The organism is Vibrio coralliilyticus ATCC BAA-450 (assembly GCF_000176135.1).
Lineage (GTDB): Bacteria > Pseudomonadota > Gammaproteobacteria > Enterobacterales > Vibrionaceae > Vibrio > Vibrio coralliilyticus.
Genome location: NZ_ACZN01000007.1, coordinates 1 through 26,126, shown reverse-complemented (window position 1 = coordinate 26,126; position 26,126 = coordinate 1). Strand labels below are relative to the sequence as shown.

Genomic DNA, 26,126 nt, shown 5'->3' with positions numbered 1-26,126 from the left:
GGAGTAAAATGGTGCTCAAATAGCCTACAAATTTACTCAGGTATTCGTCGTGTCAAATCCTATTACTATTACTGAAAATGCCCAGAAACACTTTGCCAACCTTTTGAGCCAACAGCCAGAAGGGACGAACATCCGCGTATTCGTTGTGAATCCGGGGACGCAAAATGCAGAATGTGGCGTTTCTTACTGCCCAACTGAAGCGATTGAAGCTACAGATACTGAGATCAAGTATGAAGGTTTCTCTGCTTACGTTGACGAGCTGAGCCTGCCATTCCTTGAAGACGCGGAAATCGACTTCGTGACAGACAAAATGGGTTCTCAGCTGACGCTGAAAGCGCCAAACGCGAAAATGCGTAAAGTGTCTGACGATGCACCATTGGTTGAGCGTGTTGAATACGTGATTCAAACTCAGGTAAACCCTCAACTAGCAGGGCACGGCGGTCACGTCAATCTGGTAGAAATCACTGAAGACGGTATCGCGATTGTTGCCTTTGGCGGTGGTTGTAACGGTTGTTCTATGGTTGATGTGACACTAAAAGAAGGTATCGAGAAAGAACTGCTGCAACAGTTTGAGGGCGAGTTGAGCGCAGTTCGCGATGCGACTGAGCATGACCGTGGTGAGCACTCTTACTACTGATAACTGGATAAATAACAGATTTAACCATATGCAATACAAAGGGTTGACGAAAAAGTCAGCCCTTTTTTGTTTTCAAACATGACAGTTTTCTCATATATTAAAGACTTCCTCTACGGCTAAGGAGTAAGCAAGTGGCTAAACGGAACCCACCAGAAATTCTGGCAAAACAAACTGTAGCTCAATCCAAATTGTTTGCCGTTGAAGCGCTTGATTTACGCTTTAGCAATGGTGTTGAACGCACCTACGAACGCATGAAACCGAGTGGTCGTAACGCGGTGATGATGGTGCCAGTAACCGCAGAGGGAGATATATTGCTGGTTCGCGAATATGCCGCAGGTACCGAACGTTATGAACTCGGCTTTCCTAAAGGGTTGATTGATGCTGGAGAGTCGCCAGCAGAAGCTGCCGACAGAGAGTTGAAAGAAGAAATCGGCTTCGGGACCAACAAGCTGACACCATTGAAAGATGTGGTGCTCGCGCCTTCTTATTTCTCGAGCAAAATGACCCTGTTTATCGCAGAGGATCTATACTCAGAACAATTAGAAGGGGATGAACCTGAACCTTTGGAAGTAATTCGCTGGCCACTTGCCCAGGCAGAAGAGCTTCTGACTCACCTCGATTTTTGTGAGGCGCGCAGTATTACCGCGCTGATGCTTGCTCTACGTATCTTAAAACCATAATCAATGTAGAGCGTGAAGGATTGACTATGCCAATGACAGAAGACCTTTCCCACCATTTGCCTGCCGTGATTGATATTGCCCGCTCGGCAGGTCAGCTAATTCTTGATATTTACGAGAAAAAAGAATACCAAGCCTACACCAAGAGTGATGAAACACCGGTGACCAGTGCGGATATCGCAGCACATAAACTGATCATGGAAAAGCTCTCCGATCTGACGCCGGATATTCCCGTGTTATCGGAAGAAGCCGCTGATATCAGCCTCGATAAGCGCTCGCAATGGAGCCGTTATTGGTTGGTGGACCCGTTAGACGGGACACAGGAGTTTATTGCTCGTAGCGGCGATTTCGCGACTATTATTGCATTGGTTGAGAATCATCAGCCGATAATGGGAGTGGTGTATGGCCCAGTGTCTGGCGTGACGTATTATGCCTACAAAGATAAAGGGGCATGGAAAATCCCAGACATGGACGAAAGTGTGCGGATTAAGACCCACAATCACGATGGTCAGGCGCACCCAATTGCGATTGCGATCAGCCGTCGCCAAGACATCAATCGTATTACTAGTCGCATGAGCAGTGGTTGGAATTATGACTTGGTACCATTGGGCTCTGCGGCGCTTAAAGCGTGCTTAGTGGCGGAAGGCGCGGTGGATTGCTATCTGCGTCTTGGACCTACTGGGGAATGGGATACCGCGGCGACTCAGTGTATTGTTGAAGAGGCGGGTGGCCGGATTCTAAGTACTCAGCTTGAACCTCTGTCCTACAATGAGCGTGAGACGCTGGAAAACCCTAACTTCATCGTTCTTGGCGATGAACGCCTACCTTGGGACGAAATCCTCCAAGTGAAAGACTAGCTAAACTAAAGCGCTTGTCGCACTGTTTATTACTCTCACTCTTCAAATAAAAAGGGTTGGTCATTGTGTACCAACCCTTTCTACTTTTCTTACTATGCCTTCGAATACATGTCTCGGTCTCCCAGCCAGCGGTCGATAATCGCTGCTGCATTGTCTGGGAAGTTATCATGAATATGACGCGCGACACGTTGCACTTCAGGGATTAAATGCTGATCCCGGATTAAATCGGCAATCTTAAAGTCAGCCATTCCGGTCTGCTTGGTCCCCAGTAGTTCTCCGGGGCCGCGAATTTCCAAATCGCGCTGCGCAATGACAAAGCCATCGTTGCTCTCACGAAGCACACCTAAACGCTTTTGTGCGGTTTTAGACAGTGGAGAATGGTAGAGCAGCACACAATGGCTGGCGACGCTGCCTCGACCCACTCGACCGCGTAGCTGGTGCAGCTGAGCCAGTCCCAATCGCTCTGGGTTTTCAATGATCATTAAGCTTGAGTTAGGGACGTCCACACCCACTTCAATCACGGTGGTCGCGACCAAGAGGTGCAGCTTGTTGTCTTTAAAGTCCTGCATGACCGACTGTTTTTCCGCCGGTTTCATCCGGCCATGCACTAAGCCAATTTTAACGTCAGGCAGCTTTCTTTGTAGCTCTTCAGCGGTATCAGCAGCAGCCTGAGCTTCTAAAACTTCTGACTCATCAATCAGGGTGCATACCCAATAGGCCTGCTTGCCTTCATTGAGGCAGGCGTTGCGAACACGTTCGACAATATCATCTCGTTTGGTATCTGGGATGGCGACGGTCTGAATTGGCGTTCGGCCCGGTGGCAGTTCATCAATGACGGAGGTTTCAAGATCGGCATAGGCGGTCATCGCCAGTGTGCGCGGAATCGGTGTCGCCGTCATGATCAATTGATGAGGAAAAGCGCCTTGCTTTTCGCCTTTCTCTCTCAGTTCAAGGCGCTGGTGGACGCCGAATCTATGTTGCTCGTCAATGATGACTAACGCAAGGTGATGAAAGATGACGTGCTCCTGAAACAGAGCATGGGTACCGACCACCATTTGTGCTTCGCCACTGGCAATTTTCGCCAGCTCGATTTCTTTGGCTTTGCCTTTTAATTTACCTGCAAGCCAGCCAACGTTTATGCCCATTGGTTCCAGCCACTGAGCAAAGTTGAGCGCGTGCTGCTCGGCCAGCAGTTCAGTCGGCGCCATTAGCGCTACTTGATAACCATGCTCCAGGGCCCGTAGCGCTGCTAATGCCGCGACTAAGGTTTTACCTGAACCGACATCCCCCTGAACCAGGCGCATCATCGGGTGAGGCTTCTCAAGGTCTTGCTCAATTTCGGCGACAACGCGTGATTGTGCTTTGGTTGGTGAGAAAGGTAATTGATCGAGTAATTGCTGTTTAAGTTGGTTCCGCTCAGCCAGCGGCAGAGCAACATCTTGTTGGCCTTTGCTACGGACGGAAAGCATGGAGAGATTCTGAGCCAGTAGCTCTTCCATAATCAGGCGTATTTGCGCCGGGTGCTTACCCTCATCAAATGCCTGCAAATCAATATCCGGTGTCGGGCGGTGAATGGTGTGCAGCGCCTGAGCGAGCGAAACTTGCTGGTTATACAAGCCAGAAGGCAGTAGTTCTTGGACCGCGGCTTTGTCAATTAAGGCTAATGCTTGATCGGTCAGATTGCGCAAGGTGATTTGGCGCAAGCCGTCTGTGGTCGGGTAAACCGGCGTCAGGTTCTGCTCCACTTCGGCTGGCTGATTAGGGGCATAAAACTTGTAATCCGGATGGACGATTTCCAACCCGAAACTGCCGCGTTTGATTTCACCATAGGCGTGAACGGTTTTACCTTCGGCAAAATTATTCTTCATTGCAGCGGTGAAATTGAAAAAGCGCAGTGTAATGGTGCCATTGCCATCACTGATTTTTACCGTCAGCATTTTTCGCTTGCCAAACAAGGTATCGGCGCTCATCACTTTCCCTTGTACTGCGGCCCACAACCCAGCATGCAGCTTGACGATAGGGTAAATGCGTGTGCGGTCTTCGTAACGAAGCGGTAAGTGGAAAAGCAGATCTTGTACTGAATTGAGCCCGACTTTTGCCAGCTTTTCCGCGACTTTGGCGCCAACGCCAGTCAGAGAAGTGAGAGGAACAGCAGATAGCAATTGGGACATAACAAAGCTCGGTAAGTTATTCAGTAAGTTACATAGGCGATTACCCTAATAGTTAACCACCGAGCTGTGTTTTTGTACAGGAGAAAATAGCGCGCCTTGCCTGACGCTGAGCAGCGGGATTATTTCTTCTGCATTTCCTGCCACCATGCTTCGTCCGCGACAATCTGACCTTGTTCGTCGAGTGGTGGGTACGCTAAGCCTTTACGCTTGGCAACTTTTGCTAAAACAGGGTGGCCACGCTCAAACAGAATGCGATGGATGGTTTCTTGCGGTAAGTTGCTGACCTGATTGTCGTACATACCGGCTGCTTGGCGCTGGCGCTGAGCTTCGTACATGATAACCGCGCTGGCAACCGAGACATTGAGTGACTGCACCATGCCAATCATCGGTATGATGATGTCTTGATCCGCCAGTTGCTTAGCCTCTTCGGAAGCGCCAATTTTCTCGCTACCAAGAATAATGGCTGTCGGTTTGGTGTAGTCGATCTCACGAAAATCGACTGCAGTGTCAGACAGGTTGGTGACCAATATCTGCATGCCCTGATCTTTCAGCTCGGCAACTGCCTTACCGATAGAGTCGTGGGTTTCCACTTCAACCCAGTTACGGGCACCGGCAGAAGTATGGCTAAGAGTGCGCATATCATTCGGCCAAACAGCATGGATCTTATGGATACCTGTCGCATCGGCAGTTCTTATCACCGCAGATACGTTGTTTGGCTTGTGGACTTCCTCAAGACAGAAAGTCAGGTCAGCCTGACGGGACTTGAGGACTTGTTGGATTCGGTTGTAGCGTTCTAAATTCATAATGGCAGTAAAACAAAAGCCCTTGAAACGGTCATTTCAAGGGCATTTTTCTTCGAAAAAAGAGATTAGTTTTTACGACGTCGCACTTTCAATGTGTGTGGCATCGCTTTGATTTTCCGCATGATTCCAGCTAGGTGGACACGATCTTTAGTTGTCAGAAGTACGGTCACTGTGTACAGGCGGCCATCTTTTTCTTCTGTGGAAAGACCATGAATGTTTGACCCCGTTTGGGAGATCACATTGGTCAACTCAGCCAGAGCACCCTGACGGTTTTGTACATCGACATTCAGTTCAGTAATGAACTCTTGATCGTAGTCTTCAGACCATTCCACTGCCATGTACTTATCTGGTTCTTTCTGATAACCGCGTACGTTTGGACAGGTTTCACGGTGCACCACTAAGCCGCGACCCGGTGAGACGTGAGCAATAATGTGATCGTCTGGAATCGGGTGACAACAGTTGGCGAATGTTAGAAGCAGCCCTTCCGCTCCACGGATTGGCAGCTTCTTCTTCGGTTTATTGCTATCGCTGCTTGCTACTTCGGTCAGCTCATCGACATCACCCAGTAAGCGACGAGCAATAACAATACTCATCAGCTCACCCAAGCCGATATCCGCCAGCAGGTCTTCCACGCTGTCGACTTTCAGCTCAGAAAGGACATGATTGATATTCTCTTCGTCTATGTCAGACAGAGAGAGATCACCAAGTGCATGGTTAAGCAAGCGACGACCTAGCGTCACCGACTCTTCACGGCGCATAGTCTTCAGAACCTGACGAATCTTCGTACGCGCACGAGAAGTCACTACATAGTTCAGCCAAGCTGCATTTGGACGTGCGCCAGGCGCACTGATGATTTCGATCGTCTGTCCGTTCTTAAGCGCTTTGCTGAGTGGATACGGGTTACGGTCAACACGTGCACCAACACAGGTATTACCTACATCAGTGTGTACCGCATAAGCAAAATCAACCGCAGTGGCGCCAACAGGCAGTTCAACAATGCGTCCTTTCGGTGTGAAGACGTAAATCTCATCCGGGAATAGGTCAGACTTAACATTTTCGATAAATTCGAAAGAGTTACCCGCACTTTGCTGTAGCTCAAGCAGGCTTTGCATCCAGCGCTGGGCTTTGACCTGTGCTGTGGTACCGGTGCGATCACCACTGCCTTTATAAGACCAGTGTGCTGCGACACCTTTGTCTGCCATTTGATCCATATCTTCGGTACGGATCTGCACTTCAACCGGCACACCATGTGGGCCAACCATTGAAGTGTGGATAGACTGGTAGCCGTTCGCTTTTGGTACCGCAATGTAATCTTTCATACGGCCCGGGCGCGGCTTGTACAGGCTGTGGACCTGACCCAATACGCGATAACAGGTATCGGCATCTTCAACCACAACACGGAAAGCGTAGATATCCATGATGGTGTGGAATCGCTGTTCTTTAGTCTTCATCTTGTTGTAGATGGAGAACAGGTTCTTCTCACGACCAAATACACGAGCTTTCAGGCCAACGTCTTCAAGACGGCCTTCAATTTCATCATGAATACGCTGAATCATCTCTTTACGGTTACCACGCGCCGATCTCACCACTTCTTTAAGAACGCGATAGCGGTTCGGGTACAAGGCTTCAAAACCTAATTCTTCAAGTTCGGTTTTGATGTTGTGGATACCAAGACGGTGAGCGAGTGGAGAATAGATTTCCAGCGTTTCACGGGCGATGCGACGCTTTTTGTCAGCACGTAGAGCACCCAAAGTGCGCATGTTGTGCGTACGGTCAGCCAGTTTGATCAGAATAACGCGAATGTCTTGCACCATGGCAAGGACCATTTTGCGGAAGTTCTCAGCCTGAGCTTCTTTGCGATCTCGAAATTTAAGCTTATCCAGCTTAGACACACCATCGACCAGTTCGGCCACTGTAGTACCAAATTGAGTTTCTAACTCTTCTTTGGTGACTTCAGTATCTTCAATCACATCGTGAAGAAGGGCGGCTTGTAGCGTTTCAATATCAAGGCGCATTTCCGCCAAGATACGAGCTACAGCAACAGGGTGGATGATATAAGGTTCACCGCTTGAGCGGGTCTGCCCTTCATGGGCATCTTTCGCTACCACATAAGATTGACGCAGAGCCTCAACTTGAGGCTCTGATAGGTATTCTTGGGCAACGTCTTTTAGGCTATCGAATAGATACAAACTTTAGGCCTGGAAGATAGTTGATGAGAAGGAAGTCAGATTAACGACTGTGAGCAATGCTGCTTACGGCTGCTAGTTCTGCTGCTTCTTGTTCCTGCTGTTCCTGACGCTCACGAGCATCTAGGATTTCTTTAGTGATCAGGCCTTCTTCGATTTCGCGTAGAGCGATAACCGTTGCCTTATCATTCTCTTCTGGCACTAGTGAATCTTTACCGCCAGTTTGCATTTGACGAGCGCGGCGAGCCGCAATGAGAACTAGGTCGAAACGGTTGCCAACTTTTTCAACAGCGTCTTGAACAGTTACGCGTGCCATGAGGACTCCAAATTAGTTAACTAAAATTTTGTATGACGAGAAATTATACAGTCTCAGTGTTCCCAGTGTCTAGATCAGAGTAGGCAGAGACAGTATTTCTTGATAAACAGCTTGTTAACAAGCCAGTTTATTCTGCTAAAAGCGCGTCAAGCATGCCTTTATATTTAGCAGCTTGCTTATCTTGCTTCAATCTTTCTGCACGGATGATGGCTTTAAAGTCCATCAGTGCGCTATCGAAATCGTCATTGACGATCACATAGTCGTATTCGTTGTAGTGTGAAATTTCTGATTTTGCTTCGGCCATGCGCTTAGCAATTACGGCTTCGCTATCTTGACCGCGAGCATTGAGGCGTCGCTCTAGCTCACCATTTGATGGTGGCAGAATAAAGATGCTTTGTGCCTGAGGCATCTGTTCGCGGATCTGACGAGCGCCTTGCCAGTCGATATCAAGAAAGACATCGATACCTTTATCGAGATTCTCTTCAATCCACGGACGTGAAGTGCCGTAATAGTTACCAAACACTTCGGCGTACTCAAGGAAAGCACCTTGGTCGATCAGCTCTTCAAAATACTCTTTCTGGACAAAATGGTAGTGGACGCCATCTTGTTCACCCGGGCGCATGCCGCGTGTCGTGTGCGATACAGACACTTTCATTGCGTAAGTCGGATTGGTTTCCAGCATGGCTGAAATCAAGCTCGATTTACCCGCGCCGCTTGGTGCAGATACGATATAAAGAGTGCCTTTGCCCATAGGTACAATTCCACGTTTGGTTTGATCTTGCCGACTTGGAAAGCCGACATGTTAAAGATAGCACCGACCATGAAGGATCACCGAAGTGGTGAAAATTAGGTCAGAAAAATGGAGGCGAAGAGTAGCATGATCCTAAGGATCTTCACAAGCATTTGAGTGGAGAGTAGCTGCTTTTTAAATGCAGATGATCGGCGCTTTTTCCTCCTCCGAAATGCTTAGTTGAATGACCCTGATTGATTTCAATTTCTCCTTACCAATCAGTCTTTTAAATAAGTTGATGTGCGGTTAAATTCTTTTTTTGTCTAGTTTTTGAACATAATTAACTGATTTATTTATGATTTAGACAATAGATTGAATTTCTATAGCACACTTTTTTTCGATAATCGTTGCTTATGAATAAATTTTAATGATAATTATTTTCATTTGTGATCTTATGCAACTGAAAGAAAGGAGTGGCAAATTATGACGGCCATCAGCCCTGTGGATATCAACGAAGTAGACAGCATGTATCGAGAGCATCATGGCTGGCTTTCGTTGTTTATTCAGCGGAGATTGAGTTGCCCTCAAGTCAGTGCCGATCTGGTCCAGGATACGTATTTGCGCCTTCTTGTCAGCGGTAAATTGCCCGAGCGTAAAGATTCACGTCGCTACCTTACGCACATTGCCAAAGGCTTGGTGATTGACCTCTATCGCCGCCGCCGGATTGAAACCGCCTATTTAGAGCTGCTTGAACAACAGCCTGAAGACGTGGCGTCATCGCCGGAAACTCAAACCATGATGGTTGAAGTGCTGGTGGAGATTGATGCCATGTTGCACAAATTGCCATTTAAGGTTCGTCAGGCTTTGATCCTCAGGCAGATGGAAGGCTTGAGTTACAAGGAAATTGCTCAGCGTCTTGAGGTGTCGGTCTCTTCAGTGGAGAAATACGTCGCCAAAGCGTTGCAAGGTTGTATGTTGGCTGCCATGGAAGGTTATTACTGAACATGGAGCGCGTATCTCGCAAATCAATTGAACAGGCGTCATTGTGGATGGCACGGATGTGGTCGGACGATGTGACCGAGCAGGATAAGCGTGCATTCCATCTCTGGCGCACTCGTCACCCAGACAATGACTACGCTTGGCGACAGATGGAGTCGCTACAGCAAAAATTTACCTCCCTGCCGGATCCGCAGTCGGGTAGTAAGGTGCTAGGAACCTATCGTCAACGCGTGTCACGCAGGCAAGTGTTGATTTGGGGCGGCGTTTCTCTAGCCACCATGAGTTTGGTGCTTTCCAGTGATGCAGCCATGCCACAAGGTGAAACGGAATACGCCTCTGCCACTGGAGAAGTGAAGCCGATAAAGCTGTCGGATGGCACCGTGGTTGTGCTCAATACCGCCAGTCGCATGCGTGTCGATTTCAATCAGCATCAAAGAGTTATCCGCCTGATGGAAGGTGAAATTATGGTCACCACTGGCCATCACCTGACGCCTTTCCATGTCATCACTCCACAGGGCAGTGTGACGCCGATCGGGACTAAGTTCAGTGTTCGCCTCGAACCTGAACAGACGCGGGTCAGTGTGTTCGAAGGCGAAGTCATCGCGAAGTCTCAGCGACAGGCACAAGGCCAACACTTGCTCGCTGGGGAGAAAAGCGAGTTTAGCGCTTACCATCAAGGCCGAAAACAGAGCTTGCTCGCCACGGATGCGTTGTGGTTAGAAGAAAAAATCCTCGCCCACGATACGCCGTTACCGGAATTTATTGCTGAGCTGTCCCGTTATCGCCGCGGCGTGATCAAGGTGTCCCCTGAGCTATCAGCGTTGCGTATCTCCGGTGTGTACTCGATTCGCGATACCGACCAAACACTGGAAAATCTGCGCCAGATCTTGCCCATTGAAGTGCACTTCCGTACTCGCTTCTGGGTCAGTATTGCTAGCAAAAGAGCATGAATTACTGACAACTTGGATAATTTTTCTCTCATCGATTGAGGCTTTGACTCATTCGCTCGGTGTAGTCACTAGTTAACCCAGCGAATAAGGACATAAACGTGCAGTCTCCTTTCACCTCTAACCTTTTGTCGACGGCGATCCGTACCCAGCTTGGTTTGGCTGGTCTGGTACTGCCCATTGTGGCGCTATCTGCTCAGGCGCAGAATTTCAATATTCCCGCAGGCGACTTAGATAGCGTGCTCAATCAGTTTGCGCTTCAGGCAGGTATTGAATATTCGATTGATGCCAGCCTGAGTCAGGGCCAGTACAGCTTAGGTTTACAAGGAGATTACCAACCAGACGATGCGTTTAATGTTTTACTCGCGGATGCCGGGCTCAGTGCGCAAAAGCAGCTTGATGGTTCGTATGTGGTTGACGGTGGTGATGAATGGTCGCTGGATGCGATTCAGGTTGGGACCAGCCTTGACGGTGGCATTAGCCGCGATGAAGCGGGTGAAGCCAATGTCTATGACAAAGACGCCGCAACGGAATACCGTGGCAAGGAAGAACTTGAGCGCTTCAAAGGGGCGGACGCTTCGGACATCTTTAAAGGGATGGCCAACGTACACAGTGGCGATGCGCGCAATGGCGGTGGTATTGACCCGAATATTCGCGGCATTCAGGGACCGGGCCGGGTCCCTGTGATTATTGACGGTACTGAGCAGGCGATTACGGTGAACAACGGTTATCGCGGGGCGTCTAATCGAAGTTTTCTCGACCCGAACTTGATTGGTGGCATGACAGTTCATAAGGGTGCGCAAATCAATCCAGACGTGAACACCTCAGTGGGCGGAGCGGTGGAAATCACGACGTTATCTCCACGAGATATTGTGCAACCCGGCGAAACTTTTGGTATGGAATTCATTGCCGAAAGCAGCAGTAACTCAACTGCACCAGAAGAGCCGAGGTTGTATACAGGACAAGATGTTAGCACCATTCCGGAATATGCTAACCTCGATAATCCTGCAAGTGATCTGTTGTACAACGACCCTGCTTTGGTTATTAATCCTGATCAGCGTCAGGATGATAATCCGTTAAATGGTGAAGATACGGCTTACCGATTGGCTGTTTCGGGTATTGGGCCAAAAGTGGAGTGGTTGGCGGCTTATGCTTATCGCAGTCGAGGTAACTACTTTTCAGGCAAGAATGACGCTGGATTTTACCGACAGCCTTTGGCGGAAGGAGAAGAATTAGGAGGGCGCCAGACAGTGATTCGTCCAGAGCACTTAGCCTTGGTCTATCGCCCCGGTGAAGAGGTACCGAATACTTCTTCTAAAATGGAATCGTTTTTGGGTAAATTTGCCTTTAACCTAAACTACGATACTAAGGTCGAGGTGGGGGCTCGCTACACCAAGAGTACCCACGGTGAAATCCTTGCAAGCCGTGCTGAAGCAAGGTACTTATCAGGTGTGGCTCAATGGCCGTTAAATGAGACCAGACTGCAAGCCTACAATCTTAAACTAAGTTCCAAGCCAGATAATCCCTATATCGATTTTAAATCCAACCTGTGGATGACTTTGTCCGATGTTAGTTCAAATTCGGGATCCGGTTCCCCCAACAGCCTGACAGATGGCTCGACAATTATTAAAAACACAGCACGCATAAACTCTGAAGAAGATCGCTATGGCTTGAGTGTCAGCAACAAAATGCTGCTTGGTAACGATGTTGATTTCACTCTCTCTGGTAACTACCAATTCCATGAGCTGGCGCCTAAAGGCGACTTGAACGCTGTGATTGAGGAGTTTGAGCAAGCGCGAGCGGGGGAGCGAACGGAATACAATGGCAGTGCCAATATTGAGTGGCGGGCGACGGAGTCATTGATTTTCAACGCTGGTATTCGTTATGGCTACTACAAAACCGTCGATAACTATGTCAAAAATCGCTTGGCAGCGGGCGACACTCAAGCGTTATCTCAGTATGGCAGTGAAGGCTATAAGCTTTCTTATCAGATGAATGTGCCGATTACTGATGCGAATCGTGCGGAGTATTTGTCTGGTATTGAAAGTGGCATCCGAAATGCGGATACCAGTTTAAACGAAGAAATTGCAAATTTGAGGCAGGCGTTAAACGATGTCCCTCCTTTTCTTATTCCCATTGTGCAGACACAGTTAGATGCCAAAATAGTTGAGCAGGATGCGCTAGTAGCTCAGGGAGTCGCTGACGCTGCCACACACACATCCTATGTGGAAGATATTGAGTCAGAATGGCGTCATGATGGCCAGAATAACTACAGTGCATCAGATAATGGCTGTATTGCTGCTGCGAATGACCCCAACTACGTTGCGGGCAGCTGCTCAGCACAATCCATCAGTGCCTCTTCAACCAGTACCTACACCAATACCGAATCAAGTGACAGCGGTTGGATGCCATCGGCCTCTTTGACCTGGTTAATGACCGAAGACAGCCGCAGTTATATTCGCTACGCCGAATCATTGCGCTTTCCTAGTATGTTTGAAAGTACGGTTGGCTTTTCGGCAGTGCCATCGGTGTCATCGCCATTGGCGCCTGAACGTTCCAAACTCTGGGAGCTGGGCTATGTCTATTACTTCGATCACGCCAATATCAAACTGACCTATTTTGATCAGGTGATTGAAGACGTGATGGACAGGAATACGTCACTAAATACAACCAGCTTTACTAACTTAGAGAAATTGAGTACCAGTGGCTTAGAATTGCAGCTGGATTATGACGATGGCGATTACTTTGGTGATTTATCCGTTGCCTACAATCTTGAATATGAAGTATGTGATGAAAGTGCAGCCACGCAGCGTTTTATGGCGGACATTGCCAGCACTGGCTCTGCGGAGTATAAGCAATGCCGACGTGGTGGCTTTAGCAATACCAGCTATCTCGCCAATAAAGCCCCCCCTGAAATCAGTGGTAGTGTTCATTTTGGGGCACGATTCTTTAACAAGAAGCTGATTGCCGGAACTCGCACCTATTATGCGTCAGACAGTCATTCAGAAGACTATGTTAAACGCGATCATGTGACTACTGTGGATGCGTATATTGGTTACGCCTATAACGAACATCTTCAGTTTGAAGTACGTGGCAGTAACCTAACCGACATGTACTACCTCGAACCTGGAGCCGTAACTGGGATTCCTGCACCGGGTCGCACCATCAGCGTCAAACTGACCAGCCGATTCTAACTTCAATCAAAAATCCGCAGCTAAGACTGCGGTTTTTTTCATGCTTATTTACGGGTTCCTCTGTTTCATCCGGTGTATTGAATGAAGCTGCTAAAGACAGCGGATAAAAACGTCTGGGCAGCAGATGACAACATATAGCCTATTAAGGATTGAATAATGAAAATCGTACAACTTTCATGGATTTCAGCGGCCATGCTTGGCCTAAGCTCACTGGCACATGCTGGTTTTGATGGTGCCATCAGTGACGGTTCGCAGCGTCAGGTGGGTGAATCTGAAGTCTGGGTTCCGTTTATCCACTCTAAAGGTAAAGCAGGTATCGGTAGTACAGGTGGTAAAAAAGTCGACTTTGACGGCCTAACCGTCTTTGCCAGCCAAAATGGGGATGTGTATACCTCTGGCAGTGACCACAACAACTCTAAATACGTTTTCTCTCAGGTTGCTGGTCAAGATATCTGGTTTGGTGAATGGTCTTCAGGCACTGAAAACGGTCAGGCTGTGGATCGCGCAGTTTACTACGTGGGCGATGACACAGGCACAACCGTACCTACATCTGGCTCAGCCACCTATACAGTCGCTGGTATCAATAACGGTGCAACTCTAAGCGGTCAGTTCACGGCGGATTTTGGTGCGCAAACACTTAACGGTGCTCTTTCAAATAGCAATCTGTCGATCAATCTATACAACAACGCGATTAATGCGTCTACCGCGGAATTCTCTGGAACCGCAGTGGCGAATGGCATGTCTATCGGTCACTCTCAAGGCCACTTCTTTGGCGCCGATGCCGCTTTCCTAGCTGGCTTTGCTAAGTTTGCTGGCGACAGCACGCTAGATACTGCCTTTGGCGGTAGCAAAAACTAATTTTCGTTTTTGTCTTTCTCTTTTGGGGAGCAAGTGACTTGCTCCCATTTTTTCTCCGATTGAAATACATCAATGAAAATCGACCGTAACTTTATTCTTGGCTCACTGTTAATGGTGAGCGTTAGCTATTCCTTTTTCTCTTACGCGGATCAGGATACCGATTTACGTATCCAGCAACGCGACGCGCTATCTTCCCGTCAAAACGAAAATGCTCTTATTGAAGAAGAGCTGGAAAAAGAACGCCTAGCTGAACAGTCGGCGTCAGGCTCAGAATCGAGTGTAGCGAACACCGCAGATGAGCTTGGACCGGCATTGCATGTCGCGGTTCGGCAGCGTCAATGGGCACTGGCAGAGAGTCTGCTGGAAAGGTATATGGCGTTGGCGGATTTTGATCCTATGTTGGTGCACTACGCATCGGGGGCATTGGCACGCAATGCGCGTGATTATAATCAGGCAGAAACGCACTACTCGGCATTGCTTGAGATGCAGGAAAACTTTTTGCCCGCAGAGCTGGAGTTAGCTCGCGTCTGGTTTGAAGACAGAGAAAACAGCGCTTCTTTGTCGTTGTTTAATGACATCCTCACCCGCTTACCTGCTGATAACCCGAGATCGGCGGGAGTCCGGAATACGGTAGAAAGTTTTGTTAGTGCACTGGAGTATCGTGATGATTGGCAAGGCGCGTTTTCCTTTGGGCCGACCTACAATGACAACCTCAATTTGTCCTCGAAACATTATGAATGTCTGGTCTATTTCACCAATGGTCAGTGTTTTTTAGAGCGCAGCGCGCCCAAGGTTAAATCTGCCTATGGTATTGACTACGACGCCAGTTTAAATCGACGTTTTTCGCTTAGTGGTCATCATGGCTTGCAGCTACGCAGCTTTGCCTATGGCACCAATTATCAGAACCACAAAGAACATAACGAGCAGACGTTAAACGTGACCTTTGGTTACAGCTATCAGACTGCCAAACATCAGATCAGTATTGCACCGCAGTTTGAATATCGCGCCTTAGCGAATCAGGCGTTGTTTGCTTCGGGCGGCTTCAAGGCGGATTGGTTCACCAATCTTAGCCAGACTTCTGCTATGAAACTCGAAGTGGAAGGGGAATACCTCGATTATCGTAATCAGGCCTTTCGTTACCAATCCGACTGGCAATGGTCTGTCTTTGGCACTTACTGGCATCAGTTACCCGACAAATGGTTAGTGTTTGGTGGTGTAGACTGGACACTGAAACAAAACCGACAGGCGGTGCATGAGTACGATTTGTGGGGAGGTCGATTGGGCGTGAATAAAACCTTCACATCGCTGAATACTGACGTGGCCTTATTCGCTTCGTTGCGGCAACGTATTTATGGTGACTTCAATGCGGTGCTCGGTGAGCGGCGTGACGATACTGAGCAAAATTATACCTTAGTGGTGACCTTGCCAGAGCTGTTTGCCGGGTTTAAACCGCTCATCGAAGTCAAAGCCAATCAGACCAAGAGTAATGTTGATTGGGCATACAGCTACAAGCAGCATCAATACAGTATAAAACTAGAAAAAAGATTCTGAAAATAATCAATGGTTTACTGGTCATTTGAAAAATAAATGAAAAAACTTTTACGGATTTTCATTGTTGTTCGGTGTTACTGATAGAGGTGCACGTGTTTGGCTAGGCATAGTGCGCACAGATAAACCGAATGTGAGTAAAACAATGGAATGCTTATCCAGAACACTACTGATAATTTACTTTTTTTTAGCGGCCCCATTCAGCTGGGCTGAAACAACGTCAGAAATCGGGTCACAACCCGTTATGCAGGAAAGGGCGACCATCGCAGAGAAGGCTGAAATCTCTGCGCTTCCTGCACCGGTGAGCGACAACATGTCGCCACCGGATTTGGTCGCCGCAACTCCTCAACACGACATGTCTCCCTATGGCATGTATCAATCGGCTGACTGGGTGGTTAAAGCGGTGATGATTTTACTGCTGGTGGCCTCAGGCGTGACTTGGGCGATTGGTATCGCAAAGCAAATCCAGTTAAACCTAGCGCGTCGCCGTGCGCGTCATATTCTTAATGAATTGCTTGATTCGGAAACCTTGGTCGAAGGCAAGCTGCGCTGCGACAGTGCAGAAGGCGCTGGGCTGGCGTTGATTGAAGCTACAGAAAAAGAGCTTGCGTTATCTGCTCGAGCAGACAATGAAGATGGCATTAAAGAGCGCTTACAGCTCAGACTCGAACGTGTTCAGGCTGGTTTAAGCAGTGCGATGGTGGGAGGTACCGGAGTGCTGGCGACGGTTGGTTCTGTTGGCCCTTTTGTCGGCCTATTTGGCACTGTTTGGGGGATCATGAATGCCTTTATCGGCATCGCTAAATCTCAAAACACCACATTAGCCGTCGTGGCGCCGGGGATTGCAGAAGCCTTGCTGGCAACAGCGATTGGTTTGGTAGCTGCGATTCCTGCTGTTGTGCTTTATAACCACTTTACTCGTGGCGTCAGTCAGTATCGCGCGCTCATGGCGGATATCTCTGCAGCGCTGATGGTACTGGTGAGCCGAGATCTCGATAGAGAGCCCGTTTCTATCGACGGAAAAAAGTTAGCAGCCTGAGCGGAGAATAGATATGGGATTTAAAGTTGCTTCGCAGCAGGATGAGTTGGCGGTCAATCATGAGATCAACATAACGCCATTTGTTGATGTCATGCTGGTGTTGCTGATCATAGTAATGGTTGCGGCACCACTGGCGACGGTCAATATACCGGTCGATTTACCAACGTCTTCGGCGGCACCGACACCTCAACCTAAGGCTCCGTTTTACTTGACCGTCAGCACCGATCTGGCACTGACATTGGGCGAGGAGAAAACAGTGACTCTCGAACAACTGCCTCAAGCGTTAGCCCAAGCTTTGCCCGATAAAGAGCAACGTATCTATTTGCGTGCTGACAAAGCACTGGATTATCAAAGCTTGATGAAAGTGATGAATGCGTTGGTCGCGGAAGGTTATGCGCAGATCGCTTTGGTCGGGTTGGAACAACCAGAGACAGCAGGGGCATGATGGGCAGTCAGTTAGGCAGAGCCACATCGCATGATAGCTTTGGCCCTTGGTTGTTCCCCGGTATAGCCGTTAGTGTCGGCCTGCATCTGGCTGTCGCGGCCTATTATTTTTACCAACCTAAAGCTGAATTTATTCAGCCGCCGGCAGCGATTCCGGTCAGTGTTGCTTTGGTTGCGCCCGTCGCGGCGCCACATGTTGAAAAGCCTGCATTAAACACTGGCCCAGAGCAAAATGAGTCGATGGACTCTATGGCGTCAATGGCTCGCCCAGAGCCGCTTGAGCTACAAAAGGAGATCCAACAAGAGGTCGAGAGTGCACCAGAGCCGACTCCGATTGTGGTCAAAGAAACACAGCGTCCTTCAGAGATTGCGACTACTGTGCCCAAGCCGGCAAAACCAAAAGAAACGAAGCCAAAAAAGAAAGCAGAAAGCACACCTGTAGCTCAGGTTCAAAAACAGATGGAAACGCCGAAAGTCGAGACGCCTTCAGTCAGTCAGCAAGCTTCGGTCGCCCAGATTAAAAAGAGTGCTCCCAAGCTTGAAGTCGAAAAAGAGCGTAAGCAGGTTCAAGGCGTATCGGGGGCATTCAGCCAGCACCTCAAACAAGTCAAGGTGAGTTGGAAGCAGCAACTGGTGCTACATCTTGAGCAGCATAAGCAGTATCCGCGCCGCGCTAAGCGAATGCGTAAACAAGGTGTGCCCTTGATAACTTTTACTATGGATAGAGCAGGGCAGGTGTTGGGCGTCAAACTGGTGCGCAGTAGCGGAACAGAATCGCTCGATAAAGAAGCGGTGGATCTTGTTTACCGCGCTATGCCATTGCCATTACCACCCGACGAAGTTAGTGGTGCGACCTTAACTTGGACGGTTCCGGTTCGGTTTTACGTTCAGTAGTGAATGAATCTAGCATTTGATTGACCAATACATACTCGAAGCAAACGTTTGCTAAATTTACACAAAAGCATTGAGATTTCACTCAAGATCCTTACAATCCGCGCAAACGATTAAATGCTGTATATGTCTGATGAAATGGATTGGACGTTTCTACCGCTGAGCCTATCTCGGTGACTACAGTTGCTTTGCCCCTTTTCTCTTCATACAGCATTGAACCCGTTTACTGTTTACCCCACTTGTAAAGGTTTCATTGTGAGTCTCGAATCAACCCTGAAAAGCCAGAATCAGTCCGGTGTACTGGAATCGGTATTTAAAATCACTCAACGTAATACCACCCTAGGTACTGAGCTGTACGCAGGCTTTATTACGTTTTTGGCGATGAGCTATATTCTGGCTGTTAACCCAGCCATTCTGGGCAGTATTCCCGGTATGGATAAAGGCGCGGTGTTTACGGCGACGGCGATCGCAGCGGCGGTAGCCACCTTGATTATGGGCATTTGGGGCAATTACCCAGTGATGCTAGCGCCAGGCATGAGCATGAATGGCTTCTTCAAGGGGATGTTGCTGAGTAGCTCGGTTGCATTGGTGTGGCATGAAGCACTGTTTGGTATCTTTCTCTCCGGTGTGTTGTACCTGATTCTGTCGATGACCAATATCCGCAAGGCGATGATTGAGTCGATACCAGAAGATCTTAAGCTGGCGATCACTGTTTCACTTGGACTGTTCATTGCCTTTCTTGGCCTGAAAAACGCCGGCATTATTGTTTCTAACCCGATCATTCTGGTCAGCATGGGCAAGGTGACAGACCCACAGGTCATCATTGCTTACATCAGTATCTTTGTCGCTTTGGGATGCATGGTGCGCGATATCAAGCTGGCGACCTTTATTTCTTTTGTCACTGCTATTGTGTTAACCGTCTTTGCTGACATGGTGATGGGGACCAACAACGCGCCGATTCCAGAGCAATTGGTCTCCGCGCCGCCAAGCTTAGCGGGCAGTTTTGGTGCAGTGTTCGATTTTTCAGGATTAACGGCGGACAAAATGTTTGATCTGCTGCTTATTGTGATTATTTTCCTAATTGTCGATTTCTTTGATGGCCTGAGCACGATTGTTGGCGTTGGCCGTGATGCAGGGATCATCGATAAAGATGGCAAGGTACCCAATGCACGTTCTGCATTGGTTGCAGATGCTGGTGGTACAGTGATTGGTTCAGTTCTGGGAACCACCTCCATCACTGCATTCTCAGAGTCCGGCATCGCTTCTTCTCAGGGCGCCAAAACCGGATTAGCTGCCGTGATGGTCGCAGGCCTGTTCTTAGTGTCTCTGTTCCTATATCCGCTGTTTTCGATTTTCTCAGCCGCCATGGTAGCGCCAGCGATGGTCGTAGTGGGCATTTATATGATCGGGCGCTTAGGGCAAATTAGCTGGGAGCAAAAAGAATCCCGCATTGCGGCATTCTTTACCATCATGTTCACTGTTCTAAGTTTTTCACCAGCCAACGGTATGGCGATGGGCTTTATTAGCTACGCATTTACCATGGTTGTGGCAGGTAAAGGTAAACAGGTTCATCCGGTGATTTACGCTCTATCGGCTATCTTCCTGACTTACTTGATACTGCTGTAATAAGATTCTGAAACTAAAAAGCCCCGCTCTCAGAGCGGGGCTTTTTTAATTATCCTGATTTTAATCATACCTTTTGCACAAATATGCAATATATTTACTTGATGTATTTTTAGTCAATTTCATCTTGTCAAATTATAATCAAGTGTTATTGTACCTGACTCATAAATAATAAATTAATTATTCGTTTTACAAAAAAATAACGTTTGATTGGCAGGTAAAATATGTTGTCTTTCCAGTGTGGAGTTAAAGCGACCGCACTCGGTGTTTTTGTTGTTATGTCAATTAAATTGAGCATGGCTTCAACCCTCATAAATGTAGTGTCTCCTTCTACTCTTGCTGAGCAAGAAAGAGAGCAAGCAATCAGATTAGAGCAGTTAGAAAAAGCAAAAGATTCGGTTAGTCAGTTACACAATTTCCCTACTTTACCAAAAAGTGACAGCGTAGAATCGGCTGAATGCTTTGAAGTGCATAGTTTGAGCTTCGAAGGTAACGAGATTTACTCTGACGAAGAGCTGGTGCATTGGTTGAATTTTTCCCCATCATGCATTGGCTTAAATGAAATAAATGAATATTTAAGGGTAATTACAAACCACTATGTCAAGAGTGGTTACGTTACCTCACGCGCTTTCCTAATCCCTCAGGATCTTAGTTCTGGAGTGCTTAAGATAGTAATTCTGGAAGGAAAAATAGAGCAGATACTATTAAATGGTGCTCCTTCGTCTAGTTTGAATATGGTACTTCCAAGGGCCATGAGAGGAGTGCTTAACTTAAGAGATATTGAGCAAGGTTTAGAACAGATAAATCGATTGTCTCGTTATAATGCTCAAATTCAGTTTCTGCCAGGTAAAAAACAAGGCTACTCGATTGTTGATATAAAAACTGAATTAGGTCGAATAGTTTCAGCTAGTGCCGGTTTAAGCAATGGTGGTCAAAAATCGACGGGCGAAGAGCAATTATCGCTCAGTGTCTCGGCGGAAGATATGCTGAATTTATTTGACAAATGGACAATTTCAGCCACTAAGAGTGCCGCTTTTATCGATTCTAGAGATTCCGAGAGCCTATACTTGAGCCTCGACTTCCCAGTCGGTTATTGGAATATTGGCTACAGGTCAGCGTTCAGTAAATACAGCACCAATTTCACAAGTAATGACTTTGTCTTTGATGCGTCTGGAAAAACAAATAGTCATGATGCAGATATAAAATGGTTATTTTATCGAGATGATAGGAGTAAGTCTTCTTTTAGACTTGGAATTAATCATCGACGGGAAAAAAACTACCTACTTGATCAATTGCTTGAATCTAGCTCACGAGATTTGTCTTCTGCTTCATTTTCATGGGAACACAGCACGCGCTTGGGTGATGGTTTCTTAACGGTCTCTCCTAAATATTCTTTAGGGACTGATTGGTTTGGTGGTGAAGAGAATCAGTCTTCAGACCCTACTATTCCAAGAGCTCAGTTCTCAAAAGGAACTATATCTGGAAGCTATACCCATTTTCTGGCGAATGAACTTATTTTTTCTAGTACATTTTTTGGTCAGTGGAGCAATGACACCCTGTATGGCGCAGAGCGAATTAGTATTGGTGGCGAATACTCGGTTCGAGGCTTTAAAGGTAAATCCTTATCTGGAGATGAAGGTTATTACTGGCGTAATGACCTAACAAAAAATGTAAGCCAATACCCTTACCTAGGGCAAATCTCGCTTAATGCTGCCTTAGATATGGGAAGCATAGCTAAAGATCCAACTGATGAATCAGAACGCGGTTCGCTTGCCGGTGCTAGCTTTGGGGTTAAAACAAGATCGAAGCATGCATCTAGCTCCCTTTCTTTAGGCCTCCCCTTGGCTTTTCCGTCTCAGCTTAAAGCTGATGATTACGTTGTCTATTACCGACTTGAACTGTCGATTTGAGTATAAGGCTTTCTTCTATGGATAAACGTTTGACTTTTAGTCAGGTGACTCTGACCTATACACTATGCTGTTTGATGACACTTCAGCCAGCGATGGCTAATGTGGTAATCGATACCTCAGTAGTAAACACATCGAAAGTTGCGGCTGGCAATGGTGTAGAAGTGGTTAATATCGCGACACCAGACAGCAACGGTTTGTCTCATAACAAGTATAAACAGTTTAACGTAGATTCGAAGGGACTTATCCTCAATAACTCGACTGCGCAATTAGCGCAATCACAGCTTGGTGGCTTGTTACAGAACAACCCCAACTTAAACGGAAAATCCGCCAGTGTCATCTTGAATGAAGTGACAGGAGCTAACAGAAGTAAGCTTGAGGGGTATACCGAGGTTTTTGGTCAAAGTGCCAATGTTATTCTTGCAAACCCATACGGGATTACTTGTAACGGATGTGGTTTTATCAATACACCTCGGGTGACCTTCTCAACAGGTACGCCTGAGTTTGAGAAGGGCGCTTTAAGCGGATTTAATGTAGCCGAAGGTTCGGTAAGTATCGAAGGGCTTGGGCTGGATGCCTCAAATCAAACTTATTTTGACATTATAAGTCGCACAGCAGAAATAAATGCGGCTATTCATGCTAATGATTTATCCATCATTACGGGAAGTAATCAAGTTGAATATTTGACGAACAAAACCATCAAACAAGAGAATAGCCCCTCAAACAAACCTCAATTGGCGATAGATACTTCATCTATTGGAGGGATGTATGCGGGTCGTATCGCTTTAATTGCAACAGAAGATGGTGTTGGGGTTAATGTTGGTGAACTGTCAACTTCCCAGGGAAACATCACAATTAGTGCTGACGGTGAGGTTCGCCTAGGAAGAGTGGATAGCGCTAAATCACTAGAGATTAGCAGCCAAGACAATGTGGTTATTGAAGGCGAACAACGTATCAAAACTGAATTGTCAATTGAAGGGGCAGAAGTAGCTATCCAGGATGCAAAAGTTGCGGCAGGACAGAATGTAGACTTGGATGCTGATGGTTTGACGTTGTTGGGAAGTCAGATCGATACCATCGATCTGGAGGCAAAAGTTAGTCGTAGCCAGTTGAATGCTAGCAGCTCGTTAAATACTCAAAATGCTCAATGGAGTAATGTGAGCCGTCTTGAAAACCAAGGATCTATTTCGGTAGCCGAGACATTGGATGTGTCAGGAAAGACGTTGAGTGTAACGGGCTCAGGAACAATACAAACAAAGCAATTGAGTATTTCTTCGGATACTTTGACATTTGGTAGCACAGCAAGAACAGAGCAAGCGGTGCTGAGATCAAATGAGCACTTGAAATTAACAGAAGAAACGGATCTCAGTGCAGTAGATAATCTAACTTTAAGTAGTTCTCATATAGATGCTAGCGGCCATCTTAAGTCAGGTTCTAGCCTACTAGTTAGCGGTGAAAAAGTAGTTCACCGAGGACAAGCGCAAGGTAAGACTGTAGTTATTGATGCGGCAGCCTCTTCTATAACAGGTGTGTTGGAGAGTGTTGGAGACCTGACGGTACAGGGTGAGCATCTGGACATTTCTGGGACGGTGCAGTCGACGGGTGAGGCTTTGCTGGCCGGTGGTACTCAAGTGAGCAGCGGGCGTGACAGTCAGTTGCTGGCGGGTCAGCGTTTGAGAGTGACGGGTCCTCAAGTTTCTTTGACAGGTAAGACAGGTACGGGTGCAGAGTTAGTCATAGAAGGTGATTCGGTGACACTGGGCGGTACAGTGACGTCGCAGGATGCTGTGACGGTGCGAGGTCAGTCGTTATCACAAAGTGGTGTGTTAGCCAGTGTTGGGGATATGACGTTATCGCAGCGTGATTCGGTATCGTTGACGGGTGATGTTGAGTCAGGTGGTGCGTTATCTGTCGAGACGGGTGTGCTGTCGAGCAGCCAGAAGTTGTTATCGAGCAAAGTCATGAGTCTGACTGCTGACACGACAACGTTGCAAGGTGAAGTGAGTAGCGGAGAGCAGCTCACACTGAAGAGTGATTTGCTGACTCAGTCTGGTCAGATGGTGGCCAAACAAGCGTTGTCATTGTTGGCGGGTGAGGCTCATCTTAATGGTCGTGTCCAGAGTGATGATACCTTATCCGTCACGCTTCAACGTGACCTAAATGTGGGGAGCCAAGGGCAGCTGGTTAGCCAGTTGCCATTGACGATAACCAGTCAAACCTTAGTGAATCAGGGTCAATTTTCCAGTGGTGGTGATATTGACGTGTCGGCGGAGCATCTGACCCATCAAGGGACAATCTCATCGGCAGGTGCAGTTTCACTCAATGGTGGCACGTTAGTTCAAAATGGTGACATTGAAGCCAATCAGGGTATTCAGTTAATCACAGAATCCGATTTAGTGTCGGATGGTGATGTCGTCAGTGGTGGCGAGATATCGGTCACCGCGAAAAGTCTGGATAACCGAGGGGAGTTATCGACATCGGATGCGTTGGTTGTGCGCGTGACAGAAGGTGTGGTGAACCGTGCGTCTGGCGTCTTAGCGGGCGAACAATTGACGTTATCGTCACGCAGTATAACGAATGCGGGGACGTTGCAGGCTTTAGATACGCTGAACTTAACCGCAGATTCTCTGCTGAATACCGGACGTGTAATTGCCTTGGGTCAGGCGCTGATAAACGCCAATCAAAGTATTAATAACAGTGGTGTGGTGTCGGTTGACCATACTCATGCGCTGTCATCGGGCTCAGGAGTGGGTAGCGTATTGCTGCGTACAGCGTCTCTTACGCAGTCTGGAACCGTGGTGAGTAGTGGTGATGCGCAGTTATTGTCAGACAGCCAGACCCTTTCAGGGACCACTGTCAGTGGGGGAGACCTGACGGTGCAGGGTGAGCGTCTGGACATCACTGGGACGGTGCAGTCGACGGGTGAGGTTTTGCTGGCCGGTGGTACTCAAGTGAGCAGCGGGCGTGACAGTCAGTTACTGGCGGGTCAGCGCTTGAGAGTGACGGGTCCTCAAGTTTCTTTGACAGGTAAGACAGGTACGGGTGCAGAGTTAGTCATAGAAGGTGATTCGGTGACACTGGGTGGAACGGTGACGTCGCAGGATGCTGTGACGGTGCGAGGTCAGTCGTTATCACAAAGTGGTGTCTTAGCCAGTGTTGGGGATATGACGTTATCGCAGCGTGATTCGGTGTCGTTGACGGGTGATGTTGAGTCAGGTGGTGCGTTATCTGTCGAGACGGGTGTGCTGTCGAGCAGCCAGAAGTTGTTATCGAGCAAAGTCATGAGTCTGACTGCTGACACGACAACGTTGCAAGGTGAAGTGAGTAGCGGAGAGCAGCTCACACTGAAGAGTGATTTGCTGACTCAGTCTGGTCAGATGGTGGCCAAACAAGCGTTGTCATTGTTGGCGGGTGAGGCTCATCTTAATGGTCGTGTCCAGAGTGATGATACCTTATCCGTCACGCTTCAACGTGACCTAAATGTGGGGAGCCAAGGGCAGCTGGTTAGCCAGTTGCCATTGACGATAACCAGTCAAACCTTAGTGAATCAGGGTCAATTTTCCAGTGGTGGTGATATTGACGTGTCGGCGGAGCATCTGACCCATCAAGGGACAATCTCATCGGCAGGTGCAGTTTCACTCAATGGTGGCACGTTAGTTCAAAATGGTGACATTGAAGCCAATCAGGGTATTCAGTTAATCACAGAATCCGATTTAGTGTCGGATGGTGATGTCGTCAGTGGTGGCGAGATATCGGTCACCGCGAAAAGTCTGGATAACCGAGGGGAGTTATCGACATCGGATGCGTTGGTTGTGCGCGTGACAGAAGGTGTGGTGAACCGTGCGTCTGGCGTCTTAGCGGGCGAACAATTGACGTTATCGTCACGCAGTATAACGAATGCGGGGACGTTGCAGGCTTTAGATACGCTGAACTTAACCGCAGATTCTCTGCTGAATACCGGACGTGTAATTGCCTTGGGTCAGGCGCTGATAAACGCCAATCAAAGTATTAATAACAGTGGTGTGGTGTCGGTTGACCATACTCATGCGCTGTCATCGGGCTCAGGAGTGGGTAGCGTATTGCTGCGTACAGCGTCTCTTACGCAGTCTGGAACCGTGGTGAGTAGTGGTGATGCGCAGTTATTGTCAGACAGCCAGACCCTTTCAGGGACCACTGTCAGTGGGGGAGACCTGACGGTGCAGGGTGAGCGTCTGGACATCACTGGGACGGTGCAGTCGACGGGTGAGGTTTTGCTGGCCGGTGGTACTCAAGTGAGCAGCGGGCGTGACAGTCAGTTAC

The 26,126-nt window shown here is 48.0% G+C and carries 19 protein-coding genes and 1 riboswitch; of the genes, 14 read left to right on the top strand and 5 right to left on the bottom strand.

Annotated elements, in window-relative coordinates:
- The first annotated feature begins 49 nt into the window (after positions 1 to 49).
- The 3 genes from nfuA (at position 50) to cysQ (ending at position 2,171) form a co-directional block, all read left to right on the top strand.
- Positions 50 to 637 carry a Fe-S biogenesis protein NfuA gene (gene nfuA, locus VIC_RS00725; RefSeq protein ID WP_006957194.1) on the top strand — a complete coding sequence of 196 codons (588 nt, stop codon included), beginning with the start codon at positions 50 to 52 and terminating at the stop codon, positions 635 to 637.
- Between the two features lie 131 nt (positions 638 to 768).
- Entirely contained in the window at positions 769 to 1,317 is a 549-nt protein-coding gene (gene nudE / locus VIC_RS00720) for an ADP compounds hydrolase NudE (protein ID WP_006957191.1), read from the top strand.
- 26 nt (positions 1,318 to 1,343) lie between these two features.
- Positions 1,344 to 2,171, top strand: coding sequence for a 3'(2'),5'-bisphosphate nucleotidase CysQ (gene cysQ / locus VIC_RS00715; protein ID WP_006957188.1), 828 nt, complete (start codon positions 1,344 to 1,346; stop codon positions 2,169 to 2,171).
- Positions 2,172 to 2,263: 92 nt separating this feature from the next.
- On the opposite strand, the gene recG is transcribed toward cysQ, so the two are convergent.
- The 5 genes from recG to gmk form a co-directional block, all read right to left on the bottom strand.
- Complete coding sequence (recG, locus tag VIC_RS00710; protein WP_006957187.1) at positions 2,264 to 4,342, bottom strand: ATP-dependent DNA helicase RecG; 2,079 nt, start codon at positions 4,340 to 4,342, stop codon at positions 2,264 to 2,266.
- 119 nt (positions 4,343 to 4,461) lie between these two features.
- Entirely contained in the window at positions 4,462 to 5,145 is a 684-nt protein-coding gene (trmH, locus tag VIC_RS00705; protein ID WP_006957186.1) for a tRNA (guanosine(18)-2'-O)-methyltransferase TrmH, read from the bottom strand.
- Between the two features lie 65 nt (positions 5,146 to 5,210).
- On the bottom strand, positions 5,211 to 7,334 hold the full coding sequence (spoT, locus tag VIC_RS00700) for a bifunctional GTP diphosphokinase/guanosine-3',5'-bis pyrophosphate 3'-pyrophosphohydrolase (protein WP_006957185.1): 2,124 nt from the start codon (positions 7,332 to 7,334) through the stop codon (positions 5,211 to 5,213).
- A 40-nt stretch (positions 7,335 to 7,374) separates the two neighbouring features.
- Positions 7,375 to 7,647, bottom strand: coding sequence for a DNA-directed RNA polymerase subunit omega (rpoZ, locus tag VIC_RS00695; RefSeq protein WP_006957184.1), 273 nt, complete (start codon positions 7,645 to 7,647; stop codon positions 7,375 to 7,377).
- Positions 7,648 to 7,774: 127 nt separating this feature from the next.
- Positions 7,775 to 8,398, bottom strand: coding sequence for a guanylate kinase (gmk, locus tag VIC_RS00690; protein ID WP_006957183.1), 624 nt, complete (start codon positions 8,396 to 8,398; stop codon positions 7,775 to 7,777).
- A gap of 462 nt (positions 8,399 to 8,860) precedes the next feature.
- On the opposite strand from gmk, the gene VIC_RS00685 reads away from it, so the two are divergent.
- The 11 genes from VIC_RS00685 to VIC_RS00635 form a co-directional block, all read left to right on the top strand.
- Entirely contained in the window at positions 8,861 to 9,379 is a 519-nt protein-coding gene (locus tag VIC_RS00685) for a sigma-70 family RNA polymerase sigma factor (protein ID WP_006957182.1), read from the top strand.
- Positions 9,380 to 9,381: 2 nt separating this feature from the next.
- A complete protein-coding gene (locus VIC_RS00680) occupies positions 9,382 to 10,326 on the top strand; it encodes a FecR domain-containing protein (RefSeq protein WP_006957181.1) in 945 nt (314 codons plus the stop codon).
- 98 nt (positions 10,327 to 10,424) lie between these two features.
- Entirely contained in the window at positions 10,425 to 13,517 is a 3,093-nt protein-coding gene (locus VIC_RS00675) for a TonB-dependent receptor (RefSeq protein ID WP_006957180.1), read from the top strand.
- Between the two features lie 156 nt (positions 13,518 to 13,673).
- Positions 13,674 to 14,375 (top strand): Slam-dependent surface lipoprotein, encoded by a 702-nt coding sequence (locus tag VIC_RS00670; RefSeq protein ID WP_006957179.1) that lies wholly within the window; start codon positions 13,674 to 13,676, stop codon positions 14,373 to 14,375.
- Between the two features lie 72 nt (positions 14,376 to 14,447).
- A complete protein-coding gene (locus VIC_RS00665) occupies positions 14,448 to 15,926 on the top strand; it encodes a surface lipoprotein assembly modifier (RefSeq protein WP_006957178.1) in 1,479 nt (492 codons plus the stop codon).
- 241 nt (positions 15,927 to 16,167) lie between these two features.
- On the top strand, positions 16,168 to 16,962 hold the full coding sequence (gene exbB, locus VIC_RS00660) for a tonB-system energizer ExbB (RefSeq protein ID WP_006957177.1): 795 nt from the start codon (positions 16,168 to 16,170) through the stop codon (positions 16,960 to 16,962).
- Between the two features lie 13 nt (positions 16,963 to 16,975).
- Positions 16,976 to 17,407, top strand: a complete 432-nt coding sequence (gene exbD / locus VIC_RS00655; protein ID WP_006957176.1) for a TonB system transport protein ExbD — start codon at positions 16,976 to 16,978, stop codon at positions 17,405 to 17,407.
- Positions 17,404 to 18,300 carry an energy transducer TonB family protein gene (locus tag VIC_RS00650; protein WP_006957175.1) on the top strand — a complete coding sequence of 299 codons (897 nt, stop codon included), beginning with the start codon at positions 17,404 to 17,406 and terminating at the stop codon, positions 18,298 to 18,300. The genes exbD and VIC_RS00650 overlap by 4 nt, the downstream gene beginning before the upstream one ends.
- A gap of 97 nt (positions 18,301 to 18,397) precedes the next feature.
- Positions 18,398 to 18,497: riboswitch (purine riboswitch) on the top strand.
- Between the two features lie 55 nt (positions 18,498 to 18,552).
- Positions 18,553 to 19,923, top strand: a complete 1,371-nt coding sequence (locus VIC_RS00645) for an NCS2 family permease (protein WP_006957174.1) — start codon at positions 18,553 to 18,555, stop codon at positions 19,921 to 19,923.
- A 221-nt stretch (positions 19,924 to 20,144) separates the two neighbouring features.
- Positions 20,145 to 21,830 (top strand): ShlB/FhaC/HecB family hemolysin secretion/activation protein, encoded by a 1,686-nt coding sequence (locus VIC_RS00640; protein WP_006957173.1) that lies wholly within the window; start codon positions 20,145 to 20,147, stop codon positions 21,828 to 21,830.
- 17 nt (positions 21,831 to 21,847) lie between these two features.
- A partial coding sequence (locus VIC_RS00635) for a two-partner secretion domain-containing protein (RefSeq protein WP_039951097.1) occupies positions 21,848 to 26,126 on the top strand: 4,279 nt, incomplete at its 3' end.